Origin of the sequence: Pyrinomonas methylaliphatogenes (assembly GCF_000820845.2) — a bacterium.
Classification (GTDB): domain Bacteria; phylum Acidobacteriota; class Blastocatellia; order Pyrinomonadales; family Pyrinomonadaceae; genus Pyrinomonas; species Pyrinomonas methylaliphatogenes.
Map to the genome: position 1 here is coordinate 523,129 of NZ_CBXV010000008.1, position 16,005 is coordinate 539,133.

Sequence of the window (16,005 nt, forward strand, 5' to 3'; positions counted from 1 at the left end):
CAAGATCGGGCGGTTGGTGTTATAATCCGGCTGGCATCTGGGCCACGCGCCCAGCCTGAAGATGATCATTGGGGCCGGATCTCTTCTTCGCCTTCCAAAGTCCAGGGTTCGTTCCACAACATCCTGATTCCCGGAGTTTTCCAAAGACCTGAAAAATGGCTTCCCGATCACGCGCCCTGCTTAAAGAGATTCTCATCGGCATCGCCTTCGGCGTTTTAGGTTTCATCGTCAACTCCTGGAAGTTGGAGCTTTTGCCTGGCGTCTACTTGATCTTCGGCGCGGTTTCGACGCTTCTTTGCGCTGCGCGCTATGGACCGCTGAGCGGCGGCGCAGCCGGGCTGCTTGCCGGATTGCGCACGTGGTGGTTGTGGGGGCAATGGTTCCCGGCAAGCGTTTTATGGCTATGCGGCGAAGGTGTATTTGTCGGCTACGCGCGGCGGCGGCGCTTGCTCTATGCCGTGCTTAGCTATTGGCTGCTATTAGGCAGTTGGGCAGTTCTTCTGGTCCAGCGTTACCTTTTCGGCCTCACCTGGCAAACGAGCCTAGCGCTCGGGTTGCGCAGTCTCGTCAACGGCTTCTTTTGCGCGCTCATCGCCGAAGGCATCCTTCTGCTCTACAGCCTTTTGCATCGGCGGCGCACGCAGGGCGAGCCGCAGATGGGCCACGCTTCTGTGATCAGTTTCGCCTTGATGCTGGGCATCTTCATCCCCGTTTCCCTTTCGATCATCGGGATAACGCGCTACATCCTCAACGAAACGGTTGAATCCGTGCGGGCCGACGCTCTGGCCCGGGCGACTTCGACCCGTCGAGACATCAGTCGGCGCATCGAGACCTATCGCCGGACGGTTGAGATGACCGCCAACCTGGTCCGCGACGAGGGGATCGGTCTCGATGACGCGACGCGGCTCAACGTGCTTCTCGACGCGGCGCGATGGCAGAATCCGGAACTTGCCGGCATGTATGTGGCTGACGAGAAGGGGCGCGCCGTCGCCCATTCGCCGCAAAAGGGCGAGAAGGGCGAATCGCTGATCGGGACCAATTACAGCGATCGACAATATTATCGGGATTTGATGCGCACTCGCCGCACGGTCTTATCTGGCGTCTACCAAGAGCGCAAAGGGAAGAACGCGCCGACGGCGGCGATCGCGGCCCCCATCTTCGACAAGGATTCCGGGCGCGTCATCGGTTTCGTCGCCGCCTGGTACGATTTGAAGCCTTTTCACGATGTGGCTTTCGTCGCCATCTCGCGCAATCTCAGGGATCAAGCGCTGATCACCGACGCGGATGGGTATCTCATCGCCGATTCCGACCGACCGGCGGAGGATTACAAAGAGCCGATCAGCATCGCCAACACACCGCTCTATCGCGAGACTTCCTCGAGCGACATGGGCGTCCGGATGCTCAACGATTCGACGGGCGGCGCGCGAGGGTTGGGCAGCAGTTCGTGGGTTGCGTGGGACACGATCCCTGAAGCCAACTGGAAGGTGATCGTCAAGGCTTCGCTCTGGTCCGTCGAAGAGTTCGTCATCGCGCTCTATTTGAAAGCTTTGGCGATCCTCTCCTGTTTGACCTTGATCGCGGTTTTGATCTCGCATCTTATTGGCCGTTTCCTGAGCCGTCCTTTCGAGCTTCTCGAGCGCGGGGCGCTGCGTCTGGCGAGCGGCGATCTCTCTTCACGGCCATCCCTCTCTCGGATGAGGACGCGCGAAGCCTATCGGCTGGCCCAAGCCTTCTCGCAGATGGCCGATAGCATCGAGCAAGCGTTGGATGAGCAACACGCGCTCACCTTGCGGGCGAAAGAGGCGGCGCGCGAGGCGCGCGCGCACGCCGCCTGGATCGCGGCGCTCGATAAGATCGGGCAGGAACTCTCTTCGACCTTCGACCTTTTGAGCATCTGTCGCGCAGCGCGGCGCTATGCTTCATCGCAGACGCGCGCCGATAACCTCATCATCTCCGATTATGATGAGGCGACAGGGAAGATCGCTTGCGTCTACGCTTGGGTCGGCGGCGAAGAGCGCGATCCGCATCTTTTCCCACCGCTCTTCTTGAGCGAGAGCGTTCACAGCCGCTGCATACGTTTACGCCAGCCGATCATCATCAATGATCTTTCCGCCGATGATGACGAATCGCTCGCCTATTCCATCGGCGAAAGCGCGTCCTCCGTGCGGTCGGTCTTTTATTTGCCGCTCATCGCCTGCGACCGCGTGGTCGGCACGCTCCAAGTGCAGAGCCACGAACCGAACAGCTACTCGCAAGCCGATGTGGAGCGAATGATGTTGCTCGCCAATCACATCGCCATCGCCATTAGCAACGCGCGCCTGTTTGAGCAAGTGCAGCAAGGCAAGGTCGATTGGGAAACGACCTTCGACAGCATGTCGGATGGCGTCTTCATCTTCGGCGAAGATGGACGGCTACGCCGCGCCAACCGCGTCGCCGCCGAGATGGAGAACAGTTCGGTCGAGCAACTCATCGGACGGCGCTGCTGCGAAGTGATGACCGAAGATGGAGGCGGGACGTGTCTTGTCGCCGAAGCGATCGGGACCGGACAACGGGTCGCGCGAGAGCTTCGCCTGTCGCGTTTCGAGCACCCGCTGTTAATAACGGTCGAGCCTCTGCGCGCCGAAGGGAGGATCTGCGGGGCGATCGCTATCGCGCGCGATCTGAGCGATCTGCGACGTGCCGAAGAGGAGGCGCACACGCAACGCGAGCTCGTCTCACAGTTGATCGAGTTCGCGCAGGAAGCCATCTGCGCCATAGACACGCGCGGACGCACGCGATGGTTCAACCGGAGGCTTTGCGAGGCGACGGGATTTTCCGCCGAGGAGTTACAAGATGGGACGCTCAGCGAGATCGTCCACTCGGAAGATCTCGAGCGCACGCGCCAAGCGCTGGCCCGCGCGCTTTCGGGCGAGCGTAACATCTGCGAAGCCCGTTTCGTCCGGCGCGATGGCGAGATCCGCTGGTTCACGGCCAGCTTCTCGCCCGTCAGGACGGGCGACGCGATCTCGTTCGTGCTCGTCGTCGCGCGCGATGTGACGGATGAGCGTCGCGCTGCCGAGCAGATGGAGCTTACCAATAAACTCGCCGCCGTCGGACAGCTCGCGGCGGGCGTGGCCCATGATTTCAACAATCTCCTCGCGGTCATCCTCGGTCGCGCTCAACTGTTGAAAAAACATGCCATCGACGAACGGATGAAGAAGAGCCTCGAAGTCATCGAACGCGCGGCGCTGGATGGCGCCGCGACCGTCAACCGCCTACAGAATTTCGCGCGGCGGCGCACGGATGAGGCCAGCGAACCGGTCGCCATCAAGCAGCTTTTGCAAGACGTGCTGGAGTTGACGCGCACGCGATGGCGCGACGATGCTCTGGCGAAAGGCATCCGCTACGAAGTCGAACTCGCAGCGGACGAAGACGCGATCGTCATGGGCATAGCTTCAGAATTGCGCGAGGTCTTCACCAACTTGATCATCAACGCTCTTGATGCGATGCCTAAAGGAGGGCGTCTTCTGATCGAAGCGAGGCGCCATGAAGGGAAAGTCATCCTGCGTTTCGCCGACACCGGAGTAGGGATGACCGAAGAGGTCAAGCGCCGGATCTTCGAACCCTTCTTCACGACGAAAGGGCATGCGGGAACCGGCCTCGGGCTCGCCGTCAGCTACGGCATCATCGAACGTCATGGCGGACAGATCGAAGTCGAGTCGGAACTCGGGCGCGGCACCGTTTTCACCATCACGCTACCCGCGCGAGATAAAGCTTCGAGTTCGGCGCCACAAGAATCCTCCGGGATGAGCCAAACCGTCTGCGCGCTCATCATCGATGACGAAGAGATCGTGCGCGAAACTTTGGCCGATATACTCATCGAGATGGGGCACACGGTGGTGAAAGCGTCGAGCGGAGAGGAAGGGCTACGGTGGCTCGAAAAGAGCAGCTTCGACGTGGTCTTCACCGATCTTTCGATGCCCGAGATGGATGGCTGGACCGTCGCCCGACATGTGCGCGCGCGCTGGCCCAACGTTAAACTCTTGCTCGTGACCGGCTACGGCGCGACCATCGAGTTGAACGGTGAGACGGCCGATCTGGTCGATGCGGTCATCAGCAAACCGTTCGTCTTCGACAAGATCTCCGCAGCCTTGGAGCGCGTGATGGCGCCTCAACCGCTCGCCTCCTGAAGATTTCCGAAGAAGCGCAGGCGACGCGGGGACGCCTTCCCGCATCTAAATCGATGCACAGAAAAGCGTGCTTCACGGTCAGCGCGGGCGCGATCTTCGCGCCAGTAAGCCTGACCTGTCCACGATCCGCAACAAAATCGTTACATCTGTGAGCGTCAGACGACGAAAAACGCCCGCATATACCGGCAAAACCCCACATCGGAGTCTGGCGCGAGATTTGCTTATCACAACAGCCTGGAACGTTTGAGCGGATGGAAATCGAACTTGAGGGAGCTATGGTCATCGAAATGATCCCTGCCAAGATCAGAGTCATCAAGCGCAAAGAGCAGGAGGGGCGTGGCGAAACATCTCCGCCGAAGGCCAAAGAGGCGATGCGGGAGATGGTCGCCAACGTCTCGCAATGGGTCAACGAATTTCAGCAGAAGAAGCGCGAGGAGACGACGCGTGTCCTCAAATCGCTCATCGAACCGACAGCGCAAACGAGCGGAGCGGAAGCGTGATCGCCTTCGCTTCCATCGTGGGCCATTTTGCCCTTAAAATTTCGAGGTGACTTTGACCACCTCGGAAGGAGCGAAAGGATGGCCTACGTCGTAACTGAACCATGCGTCAACTGTCGCTACACCGATTGCGCGATCGTCTGTCCGGTTGAAGCTTTTCGCCTCGCGGAGACGATGCTCGTCATCGATCCAGAAGCTTGCATCGATTGCGATGTATGCGTGCCGGAATGTCCCGTTGAAGCGATCTATCCAGAGGATCAAGTCCCGGAAGAGTGGCGACATTATATTCAGTTGAACGCAGACAAAGCGGCGAGCGGGCTTCCCGTCATCACCGAGAAGCTAGATCCGCTCTGCTGAGTTTCAACCCTCGAGCACAATGAAGATGGCGATCTACACGCTGAATTGGGCGCCAAGCGCGACGGATGGCTCGCCCGGAAGGTTATCTCGCATGGGGAAGCGCACGAAACTTCTCTTGAAAAGCTTGGCCGTAACGCTCGGCACTTTGGGCGTTGGGTTGTGGATGAGGAGGCGCCGCGCGCACCGCCTGCCCCAAAACGTGTGGGCGCGTCCCGGGATGAAAGTGACCTTCCGCGCCGAATTGATGCCCGGGCGGGACGCCGCCCAGCGAACTTTCCGCGTCAAGAAGATCCTGCCCAACGGACGTATCATCCTCGATGGCGTCAGCGGCGAACACGTCGAAGCCGAGTTCGAAACGGCGCACTGAACGGCGAAGTTTAGCCTTGCCGAGGAGCGCGCCTTTTGCTGGTCCAGTCCGACCGCTCATCGCGCGCAGGTTTGCGCGCGTCCGCCATCGATCGCGTAAGTAACGCCCGTGATCCAAGAGGCGCGGTCCGAAGCGAGGAAGAGGATCAACTCGGCGATCTCCTCGGCTTCGCCGACTCTTCCAAGCGGATGAGTCTGCTTCGATCGTTCGAGGAAAGCGGCGTAATCCTCCTCGCTCATCCCGCCGCGCCGATGCAGTTCCGTGCGCACGACCCCGGGGTTGACCGCGTTGACGCGAATCCCCTTCGGGGCGAGTTCGAGCGCCGCGCAGCGCGTCAACTGGTCCAGCGCGGCTTTCGCCGCACAGTAAGCGAGCACGCCCGGGAAGGCGCGTAACCCCGTCACGCTCGACACGTTGACGATGTTGCCGCGCGTGCGTTCCAGATGCGGCACGGCCAATTGCATTAAACGGAAGACGGCGCGCACGTTCACATCGAACATCCGGTCCCAATCCTCTAACGTCGTGTTTTCGATCGTCCCATTGGCGATCACACCCGCCGCATTGACGAGAACGTGCAGCGCGCCAAAGCTGGCCATCGCTTCGTCGATGATGCGCGGCGCCTCTCGAGTCACATCGGCGCACACGCCTGCGGCTTCGCCGCCCGCGCCTCTTATCTCGCCGACCAACTCCTGAAGTGCGCCCGCGCGCCGTCCGACGGCCACGATGCGCGCTCCCTCGCGCGCGAAGCGCCGTGCGACGGCGCGACCGATCCCTGATGTCGCTCCCGTCACGAGCGCGACTCGTCCGTTCAATTCTCCCATCCTCTCATCTCCACGCAAACGAAGAACGGCGGCGATGATCTTACCAAAAGGCCCCACATCTCGACCATTTTTGCGCGCGCTTTGTCTCCATCCGATTTTTGTGCCATCATTCTGCCCATCGAGGCGGAGGCGATCTCGAGTTTGAGGAGTTGCGCCATGAGAAAGACCGGAATCGCGATAGCTTTAGTGCCCCTTCTTTGCGGCCTGATGGCGAGCGCGCGGGCGCAAGGCGCAGGCCAAAGCGGTTCCTCAGGAGTAACAACAAGCAGCGAGGCGCTCGAAGGGCTGCTCGACGCTTCTGGAACGAACCGCTACTACAAAGTCGGTCCGGGCGACGTTCTCGACATCCGCGTCTTCGGCGAACCACAGTTCAATGGGCCGGTCGAGGTTGACGAAGATGGCAACATCGAAATCCCCTTCGTCGAAAAGCCGATCAAGGTCAAGTGCCTTACGCGCAACGAGGTGCGCAAAGCGATCGCGCAAGAGTTGGCCCGATACTTGCGCGATCCACAGGTGAGCGTGCGCGTCATCGAACAGCGGAGCAAGACGCCGGCGATCGTCTACGGCGCGGTGCGCGCTCCCCAGCGGCTGCAAATGTTGCGGCGCGTTCGACTGCTCGAAGTCCTCGCGAGCGCCGGCGGCGTGACGGAACAAGCTGGCGGGACGATCCAAGTCTTCCACACGGAACCGATAACCTGTCCCGAGACCGAGGAAGAGATGGCGCTCGCCGCCCAAGAGAAAGCGCAGCAGACGACAGATGATGTCTTCCGCGTCCCCTTCGACGTCTATAACCTAGAGGACCTCAAGCTCGGCAAACCGGAGGCTAATCCGATCATCCGCCCGGGCGACATCGTCATCGTGCAAGAAGCCGCGCCCGTTTACGTCACCGGCGCGGTCGTCTCGCCGCAAGGCATATACTTGCGCGAAACGACCTCGCTCATGACGGCGATCGCGATGGTCGGCGGATTGAGGAAGGATGCCAAACCGAACGAGATCAAAATCTATCGCCGTAAATTGGGCTCGTTGGAGCCGGAGATCATCAAGGTCGACTTCAACGAGATAAGGAGACAGAAGCAGAAGGATATCGCCCTCAAGCCATACGACATCATCGAAGTGCCGGGCGCGACCGTAACCAAAGGCACTTTGATGCAAACCTTGCTCGGCAGCGCCTTCAGCAGCGTGACGACGCTCGGCACGGCGATCCCTTTGCGCGTCATCTACTGAACGGATTGAATCAGCTCTCGGAGACCCTAAAGTTCGTGGAGGCAACGAGGAGATCGTGAGGCAAACGAGCCTTGCTAAGATGAGAAAGAAGAGGAGGCAACGGACCATCCTGTGGTGCGCGATCGCGGCGGCGATCATCATCGCCCTTCTCTGGACTGAACAGATCGCTTTGCTTTACGTGCTCGCTACACTCGGGCTGACGATCCTCATGCTGATCGTCGCCTTCGCCGATCTCGAGGGGGCGAAGAGATCGGGCCAGGCGACCGATGATTAGGATGGCGCAGTCGCGCTCTGCTTTCCCCCGAAGAGTGCCCCCACCGCCTCTCCGAAGGGGCGAGGGCCGGTGTAACGGCTTTCGCCTCGCAATGGACCGCCAATCGACCGTACCAACGTCACTGGTCCAGCAAGCGCAACTTCAGCGCGCGTCGTTCGCCTCACAATGACCGCCAATCGACCCTACCCAACAGTCCCCATCATCTTCCCCGGCTTGCTTCCTATCGCAATGACCACCGTCTTTCGGCCTCGTCTGTCGAATGGCGCGGGTGATTTAGATCATCGCGACCAAATGAAGTAAGCTCTAATCGCGCGCAGCATCCGAGGTAGCACGGTTTCGACGGAGAGGGATGATGTGGCGACGAAGGCTGACGAGCTCGCTTCGGCTGCACACGAAGACGACGCTGCTCGCTTCGGCGATCACACTGATCGTCTTGGCCGCGATGTTCATCATCATCAGCGCGCGGGTGGCTGACCTCGTGCGCGAAGAGCAGAAGGCTCTGGCCGAGTTACAGGCGATCAACCTGGCCCAGCAGATCAGCCAGATGCCCGCGCCGCGCCAACCAGAAGAGATGGCTCAAGCGGCGACGCTCGCGCGTGGCGCGCGCCCCGGCATCATCAGCGTTCGCATCTGGCAGCGGGTTGGGGGCGTCTTCGTCGAAACCGCCGCGGCGGCAGGGAGCGCGCCAGCCGAAGAGATCCCCGAAGAGACGAAAGATTCGCTGCGTAGCGGTCTAGCATCGCGCGTCGTCAGCGCGCTTCCCAGCAAGATGAACGGTTCGGTCTACCGCGTTTTCGCCCCGATCACGGAAGAGGGCCGAGTGAGCGGCGCCGTCGAGATCGTCGAGAAGCTCGATGACGCTCCGTCAGTCGCCGTGCGTTATCAGCAAACTGCCATCTGGATCTCCCTGCTCGCCGTCACGCTGATCACGCTTTCGACCTACCTGCTCTTCCGCCATCTGATCTATCGTCCGATCGAAGCGCTCTTATCAGCGATGGCGCGCGCGGAAGCTGGTGATCTCAAAGCGCAAGCGCCCGTGCGCGCCTCCGATGAACTCGGTCAACTATCTGAAGGATTCAACCGCATGATCGCGCGCATCCGCGCGATGAGCGAGGAGCGCGAGAGGCAAAAACAGCTACTCGAAGAGCGCGTCCGCGAAGCGACCGCCGAACTGCAGAGGCGCAACCAACAGCTCGAGGCGACCAATCGCGAGCTGTGGCGGATGGCGCGCCGCATCACGGAACTCGAACGGCTCGCCGCCGCGGGACAGACGGCGGCCCAAATCGCTCATGAGGTCGGCACTCCGCTCAATCTCATCAGCGGACATGTGCAACTGTTGCGCGCCTCGATCGATGACGCGCGCGCCACGTCGCGACTCGATATCATCAGCGAGCAGATCGAACGGATCGAAAGGATCGTGCGCCGCACGCTCGACCGCACGCGCCAAGAGGCGAGCATCTTCACCCATATCGACATGAGCGCACTGCTACGTCGCATCTTGAATGCGACGGCGCCCGTGCTCGACGCGCGCAACATAGAACTGAAGACCGATCTCGCTCCAGATCTACCGCCCATTGCGGGCGACGCTGATCGCCTGCAACAGGCCTTCATCAATCTGATCAATAATGCGCTCGATGCGATGGCCGAGGGCGGCGCGTTGACGGTGAGGACGCGCGTTGAAAGGAACGCCGATGAGGAGGTCATCATCGAAATCGCGGACACCGGATGCGGCATGGCTGAAGAGGTCCGCGCGCACATCTTCGAGCCATTCTACACGACGAAAGAGCGCGGGCGCGGTGCCGGACTCGGATTGCTCATCGTCCAACAAGTGGTCCGCGAGCACGGCGGTCAAATCGAAGTCGAGAGCGCGCCGCAACGCGGGACGCTCTTTCGCCTACGATTCCCCCGCGCGCGCAGCGCCGATTGAAGCGCGCATTCGACTGGCGCTAGGATGGAGCGAAGCTTCGGCGATCCTTCAATTCAGAAGGGGTGAAACGGCCATGAAACGGATCTTAGTCATCGATGATGATCGCGCTTCGTGTGAGCTGCTGCGCGAGATCTTCGCCGCTCAGAATTGGAACGTCGAGACGGCGCAGACCCCAGCCGAAGCGTTGAATTTGGCCTCGCATACGAAGTTCGATCTGATCGTCAGCGACATCAACCTCGAAGCCGATCAATCCGGTCTCGATCTTCTGCGCGCTCTGCGCGATCGCGCGCCCGTGATCCTGATCACAGGTTTCGGCACGCTCGAAACGGCGGTTGAAGCGGCGCGCGAAGGCGCCTGGGATTTCATCTCCAAGCCCTTTAAAGTGACGGAAGTGATCGCCACCGCTCGACGCGCGATGGAGAGCGGCAAAGAACCGGCGGGCGAAAAGGTGGACATCGCTTCCTATCAGAGCGCCGGGCTAGTTGGCCGAACGCCTGCGATGATCGAACTTTACAAAGAGATCGCGCGCGTCGCCCCAGCGCGCTCCACGGTGCTCATCATCGGAGAATCGGGGACCGGCAAAGAACTCGTCGCGCGCGCCATCCACCAACACAGTCAGCGCGCCGCCGGCCCATTCATCACCGTCAACTGCGGCGCGCTGACCGAAACGCTGCTCGAAGCGGAACTCTTCGGTCACGTCAAGGGAGCCTTCACCGGCGCCGTCAGCGACCGCAAAGGGCTCTGGGAGGAAGCTAACGGCGGAACGCTCTTCCTTGACGAGATCGGGGAGATGAGTCCAGCGATGCAAGTCAAACTCCTGCGCGCGCTGCAATCGGGCGAGATCAAGCGCGTCGGTTCGGCGCGGAGCATCAGCGTCGATGCGCGCATCATTGCAGCGACGAATCGCGATCTGGAAGAAGAGGTGGCCGCCGGTCGTTTCCGCGAAGACCTCTTCTATCGCTTGAGCGTAGTCACGCTGCGCGTCCCGGCGTTGAGGGAAAGGCGTAACGACATCCCGCTTCTCGCCGAGAACTTTCTCGGAAGAATCAGCGCGGCGCGGGGACGCCGCCTGCGCCTTTCGGCTGAAGCGATGGGATTGCTCATCGCTTACTCTTGGCCCGGTAACGTCCGCGAATTAGAATCGGCCATCGAGTACGCCGCGTTGCGCGCGCGCGGCAATGAGATCGTGCCCGAAGATCTCCCGCCGAAGCTTCGCGGCGATGAGGCGCGCCTGCGCGCTTTGCGCGAAAATCCAGCGCTCGCCACACTGTATGCGGATCTACCGACGCTCGACGAACTGGAACGCCGCTACCTTCTTCACGTCCTCGAGGCGGTCGAAGGGAACCGGACGCGCGCGGCGGAGATATTGGGGATAGATAGACGCACGCTCTATCGAATGGCTGAACGTTTCGGGCTCAAGCTCGGCGAAGAGAGCGGTGAGCAGAAGCATGAAGCGAGGTGAATCCGCGCCCCTCAGTTCAAGGTTGGTGGAGATTGACGCGATCGAGGTTGCGATTCGCCTCATTAAGCTGCTTTATCGCTTGATCGATCGCTCCGCGCGCGATCAGGTTCTCCGCCGTTTGCACCTGATGGATGGCCGTAAAGAGAAGTTCGCGCTCCCGGTCGTTGCGTTCGGCGGAGCGATTGGCGCGCGTCAGCGCCGATGTTGCGCGCGCCAAAGCGCGAAGGGCGGTCGAGCTTTGATGCCGCCGCAAGCGCATGATCGCTTCGGCGATGCGATCGCCTGCCGTTTCGATGTCAGGATCGCGCTCGGGCAATGGCGGATGTTGGACGACGATGGGCTGCGCGTTCTGCGGCCCGCTCATCTGGCGCGCGAGATCCGTCGTCACCGTCTCCTCGACTGAACGCCTGCTGCAGGACGAGTAGCCGGCGAAGGAGAGCAGACCGCAGAGTAGCAATGAGACGATCAAAGCTTCCCCAGCGATCGCGCGATTGGCCTTGTAACTGAAGTCAAGTCGCGCCCAGAGGGAGGACACTTTCGTTTTATCCTTCGAGATCATGCAGGGAAGCGGAACCGAAGAACCTAGGCCGCCCGCCGTTCTTCCCCGAAAATTGATCTGCGGAGTCATGCGGGCGGCCTCAGAGCTTTTTCGATCGAGAGATTAACGGCTCGTATTGGTGTTTGCGTTCGTGTTCGTCGCCTTGGACTTCTTGGCGCGCTTGTGTGCGCGTTTATGCCGCTTCGTCTTCGCCGTGCTCGCGCTTGAGCTAGCAGACGTGTTCGTGTTCTGCCCGCTCGTCGTCTGAGCCGCAGCGAAGCTTCCAAGGCCCAACGTCAGCACGAAAGCCAGAACCAAAGCTATTCTCTTCATCGTCTTCTTTCTCCTTCTCCTTTATGCAAAGTTTGATGTTTCAAGGCGCAGGCAGAAGAGATCTTGCTTTGGAGGAGCTGCCTCGACATTCAGCTATCTTGCCACTTCTCCTCGGCCTGCGCCCTTACTCTTCGGGCAAACCACGTGCCGTAAAGCTGGAGGGGAAGAAAAGGCCGACTTCCTGCGATGTGCATCGCGCGGGTCGTGTGGCGATCTTGCAACGCCGACAAGATCGCCACATGGCGAGAAGCGCCCGGGCGAGATTGATCTGCCCGCGCCGGTTAACATATGCTTGGCGACGGACGTTTCGGCCTCAACCTTGGCCGACGGGCGTTTGCAAGATGCGTTCCCTTTTGGCCATTTCGATCTCTTGCCTCCTCCTCACGCATGGGTGGCAGGCGAGTCTCGCTTATACGCTTCAACGCGCGGAATCGAGCGGGACCGTACGTTGGCACGCGAAGCGGATCCGCTTTGCGCTCTCCTCCTCTTTCTTTTCCGCCCCGAACGTTCAAGGGGAGCCAGCGGAGATAGCATTGGCGGCGCGCAAAGCTCTGGCCTACTGGGCCAAAGAGACCGGAATTCAATTCAGCCTCGCCATCTCATCAGCCCAATCGGTGAGCGGCGCCTCGAGCGGCGGCGACCGCCTCAACTTGATCACGATCGCGAGCACCGCAGAAAACCTCGCCTTATTCGAGGGAGAAGGCGATCTTCCGAGCCGCGTGCGCGTCTTCTTTCAACCGCAGACGGGCGCGATCGTCGAAGCCGACATCGCGCTCAACCCCAACATCCTCTTTTCGACCGACGGGACGCCCGGCACCTACGATCTCGAAGCCACGCTCATCCACGAATTCGGACATGCGCTCGGCCTCTCCCACTCGGCAGTCATCGGTTCGATCATGCAGCCGCGCTTGCCGATGAACGGCGACGCAGGTCACGAAACGGCTCTGCGCCGACTGGCTGAAGATGATCGCGCTGCGGCGCGCGCGCTTTACAGACCGCGCACCGAATGGGGCAGCCTGATCGGCAAAGTCTCCTTCAACAACGGATATCCGGTCTTCGGCGCCCACGTCTTCGTCGAAGACATAGCGACGGGGCGCATCGCCGCCAGCGATATATCGCGCGAGGATGGGTCCTACAGGATAGATGGCTTGCCGGCGGGCGAGTATCGCGTCGGAGTCGAACCGCTCGATGGGCCGATAGAACCAGCGGAGATCTTCGCGCGCTCGACCGCGCTCAACGTGTCGAATGACTTCCGCTCCTTCGTCTCGGATCGCGCCGTCGAAGTCAACGCTAATTCGCTCGTCGAGTTCAACATCAAACTTGAAGACGTTCCGCCGAAGATAGATCCGCGCGCGCTGGGCTTGAACGGAAAGCTTTCAACCGCACCGCTCGCGCTCGCCCCCGGGCGCACCTACACGCTTTCGATCGGCGGCGAGGGATTGGATGAGATCGTCGAAGTCGCGAGCGATTCACCCTATCTTGTGGTCGAAGGGATCAACGCGCGAGGCGAAGGTGCGCGCGCCCTGTTCCCCGTTCTCGATTTGCGGGTTCGCATCGGCGCGGATGCCCCGACGGGCGAGTACAGCCTGCGTTTGCGGTCAAGAGAGGGCGAGGTGGCATGGATCGTCGGCGCACTGATCGTTGAACGTCAAGTCGCACTCGATGGCGCGAAAGATGGGCCGGAGATCGAGACAGATCTCATCGAGCTAGATTAAGCGAACGCGCGTTGGGGCAAGTCTTCCCAACGCGCGCTTTCAACTCAAGGTGACCAATGTCCATCAATCGCCAAGCACAACGCCATCAGCCAACATGATCCCATCGCCTAAGACAACGCCGTCGGCGAGCATGATCCCGTCGCCAAGCACGACGCCATCGGCCAGCATGATGCCATCAGCGAGCATGATCCCATCAGATAGCATGATGCCATCGCCTAAGACGACTCCGTCAGCTAACATGATCCCATCGCCTAAGACGACGCCATCAGCCAACATGATCCCATCGCCTAAGACGACTCCGTCGGCTAACATGATGCCGTCACCCAGCACGACGCCATCGGCCAGCATGATGCCGTCTTTAGAGATCTCGCCTATCATCAGCCAGTTGTTGGCTGAAAGTTTCTGATCGGCCAGCATGATGCCGTTGCAAAGTATCGGGCGCGTGCTAAAGAGCACGCCGTCGGCATAGATGAGCCGCGCGTTGAACGAGGCGCGTTCGCCCGCAATCGTATTTCCGCTGCCGAAATCGCGCAAGGTCATCCCGCCGCGAAAGATCGGATCTCCGGCCCGCAGTTCGTTGGCTTTAGGGCTGATGGCTTGCGCCATCTTGACCGCGCCGGGGATATTGATGAGCCCGGCACCCTGCGTCACCGCGCTCAGCGCCGCATTGGCAAAGCTCTGCCCCGGTAAAAGCTGTGCCGTACGCATGAGCGCGGCTTTGACGAGGGCGGGGGTGAGGGAGCCATTGGCTTCGAGCATCAACGCGACCGCGCCGGCAACTACCGGGGCGGCAAACGAGGTGCCCGAATAGGTAAAGTACATGTTCGGAACGCCATCCGAGGTTGGTTGCTGGATGCGGTCAGGGTATTCGGTTGGAATGGTCGCCCCCGGCTCTTGTGACATGGCAGCGACGATGCGACGCCCTGGGGCGACGATATCGGGTTTGACGATATGGTCGTACATCGTCGGCCCCTTGGAGGAGAACGAAGCGACCGTATCATCCGTGCGTGTGACGGTCGAGTGTGAGTCGGTCGCGCCGACCGTGATGGCGAACGGCGAATTGCCCGGGCTGCCGATCCCGCCGTAAACCAAGCGATAGATCGGATTGCCCTGAGCATCATAGCCGAGGATCTCTTCAGTTCGACCGCGATTCCCGGCGCTGCAAACGACGACGATCCCAGCGCGAACGGCGCGTTCGACCGCTTGGCAAAGCGGATCGGTCTCGTATGACTCTTGTACTGGCGTGCTCAAACTCATGTTGATGACGCGGATCTTGTAGCGCTCGCGATTCTGAATCGCCCACTCGATCGCCTGAAGCACACCGCTCGTCTGGCCCGTGCCGTGCTCATCGAGCACGCGAAGATCGACGAGATTGGCGCCCGGCGCAATCCCAGCGTAATTGCCCGCATAGCCGCGCGAGGCCGCCCCGCTTCCCGCCGCCACGCTGGCCACGCCCGTGCCATGGCCATCGAAGTCACCATGTCGCGGGCTGCCCGTGAAATCGACCGCGGCGATGATCCGATTATCGAAGTCCGGGTGCGCCGCGCTGATCCCGCTATCGATGATGGCGATCGTCACACCGCGCCCGGTCAACCCTGGCGCGCCCGAGGCGCTCTGAGCTTGGACCTGCGCGGCGCCCGTCGTCTCGCGCGTCAATTCCAGATCGGCTTTGATCGGACGATCCGGCGAGATATAAGCGATATCCTCACGCTTGGCTAGCTCTTCAAGCGCATCCTCGGGCACTTCGGCGACCAACGCATCGAACGCTTTGAAGGTGCGCCGCGCGATGCCGCCACGCATTGCAAGCAGGTTCAAATGCGCGCCCGAAGGACGCCCCTTGGTCTGAATGATGACTCGCACCAAACGCTTGGTCGTCGATCGACGACCTTTCAAATCGAGCGCGAGCTTCGGTCTGCTCCCGCGCCCATCTTGACGCCGCTCAATCGCTGCGGGCGTCGATAATGGGATCAAACTGATTATCACCAAACTCAATGAGATAACTTGCGCCAGTACGCGACGAAACATTTGGACTTCCTTCCAACGCTAAACGGAGATTTGAAAAGCGGGGCGTGCGAGGTTACGCCCCTCATGGCTTCGAGACCACTCCCTCGAAGGGAGCCCCTTGTGCCTCACCTTAAACTTCTTTAAGGTTTCTGTGCCCGACCTATTGACAAATCCCGTGCCGCCTCCGACGGCCAACCCGTGTGATCCCAAAACCCGAAGCGCACCAATGGTTTAAGCGGAACGAGGGCCATCCCCCGAAAGGCGCGAGCGATTGGACCAGTTGAATACCGAGTATCCAGAGCGCATCAGCCGAAGCG

The 16,005-nt window shown here is 60.7% G+C and carries 13 protein-coding genes; 9 read left to right on the forward strand and 4 right to left on the reverse strand.

Annotation, left to right across the window (positions count from 1 at the left end; translation table 11 throughout):
* The first annotated feature begins 155 nt into the window (after nt 1-155).
* The 4 genes from PYK22_RS16935 to PYK22_RS13495 all read left to right on the forward strand — a co-directional run bounded on the left by PYK22_RS16935 (nt 156) and on the right by PYK22_RS13495 (nt 5,390).
* Entirely contained in the window at nt 156-4,169 is a 4,014-nt protein-coding gene (locus tag PYK22_RS16935; protein WP_060635678.1) for a PAS domain S-box protein, read from the forward strand.
* A gap of 275 nt (nt 4,170-4,444) precedes the next feature.
* A complete protein-coding gene (locus PYK22_RS13485) occupies nt 4,445-4,669 on the forward strand; it encodes a hypothetical protein (RefSeq protein ID WP_157770885.1) in 225 nt (74 codons plus the stop codon).
* Between the two features lie 78 nt (nt 4,670-4,747).
* Nucleotides 4,748-5,023: a ferredoxin family protein gene (locus tag PYK22_RS13490; protein WP_041978071.1), complete on the forward strand. Its 276-nt coding sequence runs from the start codon at nt 4,748-4,750 to the stop codon at nt 5,021-5,023.
* Between the two features lie 25 nt (nt 5,024-5,048).
* A complete protein-coding gene (locus PYK22_RS13495; protein ID WP_157770886.1) occupies nt 5,049-5,390 on the forward strand; it encodes a hypothetical protein in 342 nt (113 codons plus the stop codon).
* A gap of 56 nt (nt 5,391-5,446) precedes the next feature.
* Here PYK22_RS13495 and PYK22_RS13500 read toward each other — a convergent pair whose 3' ends face one another.
* Complete coding sequence (locus PYK22_RS13500; RefSeq protein ID WP_041978077.1) at nt 5,447-6,211, reverse strand: glucose 1-dehydrogenase; 765 nt, start codon at nt 6,209-6,211, stop codon at nt 5,447-5,449.
* Between the two features lie 156 nt (nt 6,212-6,367).
* Between PYK22_RS13500 and PYK22_RS13505 the strand changes: the two genes are divergently transcribed.
* The 4 genes from PYK22_RS13505 (at nt 6,368) to PYK22_RS13520 (ending at nt 11,098) form a co-directional block, all read left to right on the forward strand.
* Nucleotides 6,368-7,435, forward strand: a complete 1,068-nt coding sequence (locus tag PYK22_RS13505; RefSeq protein WP_041978079.1) for a polysaccharide biosynthesis/export family protein — start codon at nt 6,368-6,370, stop codon at nt 7,433-7,435.
* Between the two features lie 79 nt (nt 7,436-7,514).
* Complete coding sequence (locus PYK22_RS13510; protein WP_041978081.1) at nt 7,515-7,709, forward strand: hypothetical protein; 195 nt, start codon at nt 7,515-7,517, stop codon at nt 7,707-7,709.
* Between the two features lie 352 nt (nt 7,710-8,061).
* Nucleotides 8,062-9,636: a sensor histidine kinase gene (locus tag PYK22_RS13515; protein ID WP_041978083.1), complete on the forward strand. Its 1,575-nt coding sequence runs from the start codon at nt 8,062-8,064 to the stop codon at nt 9,634-9,636.
* A gap of 73 nt (nt 9,637-9,709) precedes the next feature.
* On the forward strand, nt 9,710-11,098 hold the full coding sequence (locus tag PYK22_RS13520) for a sigma-54-dependent transcriptional regulator (protein WP_041978086.1): 1,389 nt from the start codon (nt 9,710-9,712) through the stop codon (nt 11,096-11,098).
* A 16-nt stretch (nt 11,099-11,114) separates the two neighbouring features.
* Here PYK22_RS13520 and PYK22_RS13525 read toward each other — a convergent pair whose 3' ends face one another.
* Together PYK22_RS13525 and PYK22_RS17645 are read right to left on the reverse strand one after the other, a co-directional pair.
* Nucleotides 11,115-11,633 (reverse strand): hypothetical protein, encoded by a 519-nt coding sequence (locus tag PYK22_RS13525; protein ID WP_157770887.1) that lies wholly within the window; start codon nt 11,631-11,633, stop codon nt 11,115-11,117.
* A gap of 126 nt (nt 11,634-11,759) precedes the next feature.
* Nucleotides 11,760-11,969: a hypothetical protein gene (locus tag PYK22_RS17645; RefSeq protein ID WP_157770888.1), complete on the reverse strand. Its 210-nt coding sequence runs from the start codon at nt 11,967-11,969 to the stop codon at nt 11,760-11,762.
* Between the two features lie 341 nt (nt 11,970-12,310).
* Here PYK22_RS17645 and PYK22_RS13530 point away from each other — a divergent pair, with 341 nt between their 5' ends.
* A complete protein-coding gene (locus tag PYK22_RS13530; protein ID WP_157770889.1) occupies nt 12,311-13,684 on the forward strand; it encodes a matrixin family metalloprotease in 1,374 nt (457 codons plus the stop codon).
* 63 nt (nt 13,685-13,747) lie between these two features.
* Here PYK22_RS13530 and PYK22_RS16940 read toward each other — a convergent pair whose 3' ends face one another.
* Nucleotides 13,748-15,709, reverse strand: coding sequence for a S8 family serine peptidase (locus PYK22_RS16940; protein WP_060635679.1), 1,962 nt, complete (start codon nt 15,707-15,709; stop codon nt 13,748-13,750).
* Nucleotides 15,710-16,005: the final 296 nt, after the last annotated feature.

Excerpts from the sequence above, each read along its gene's own strand:
- PYK22_RS16935 (WP_060635678.1), top strand. The coding sequence starts at position 156 with ATGGCTTCCCGATCACGCGCCCTGCTTAAAGAGATTCTCATCGGCATC.
- PYK22_RS13485 (WP_157770885.1), top strand. The coding sequence starts at position 4,445 with ATGGTCATCGAAATGATCCCTGCCAAGATCAGAGTCATCAAGCGCAAA.
- PYK22_RS13490 (WP_041978071.1), top strand. The coding sequence starts at position 4,748 with ATGGCCTACGTCGTAACTGAACCATGCGTCAACTGTCGCTACACCGAT.
- PYK22_RS13495 (WP_157770886.1), top strand. The coding sequence starts at position 5,049 with ATGGCGATCTACACGCTGAATTGGGCGCCAAGCGCGACGGATGGCTCG.
- PYK22_RS13500 (WP_041978077.1), bottom strand. The coding sequence starts at position 6,211 with ATGGGAGAATTGAACGGACGAGTCGCGCTCGTGACGGGAGCGACATCA.
- PYK22_RS13505 (WP_041978079.1), top strand. The coding sequence starts at position 6,368 with ATGAGAAAGACCGGAATCGCGATAGCTTTAGTGCCCCTTCTTTGCGGC.
- PYK22_RS13510 (WP_041978081.1), top strand. The coding sequence starts at position 7,515 with ATGAGAAAGAAGAGGAGGCAACGGACCATCCTGTGGTGCGCGATCGCG.
- PYK22_RS13515 (WP_041978083.1), top strand. The coding sequence starts at position 8,062 with ATGTGGCGACGAAGGCTGACGAGCTCGCTTCGGCTGCACACGAAGACG.
- PYK22_RS13520 (WP_041978086.1), top strand. The coding sequence starts at position 9,710 with ATGAAACGGATCTTAGTCATCGATGATGATCGCGCTTCGTGTGAGCTG.
- PYK22_RS17645 (WP_157770888.1), bottom strand. The coding sequence starts at position 11,969 with ATGAAGAGAATAGCTTTGGTTCTGGCTTTCGTGCTGACGTTGGGCCTT.
- PYK22_RS13530 (WP_157770889.1), top strand. The coding sequence starts at position 12,311 with ATGCGTTCCCTTTTGGCCATTTCGATCTCTTGCCTCCTCCTCACGCAT.
- PYK22_RS16940 (WP_060635679.1), bottom strand. The coding sequence starts at position 15,709 with ATGTTTCGTCGCGTACTGGCGCAAGTTATCTCATTGAGTTTGGTGATA.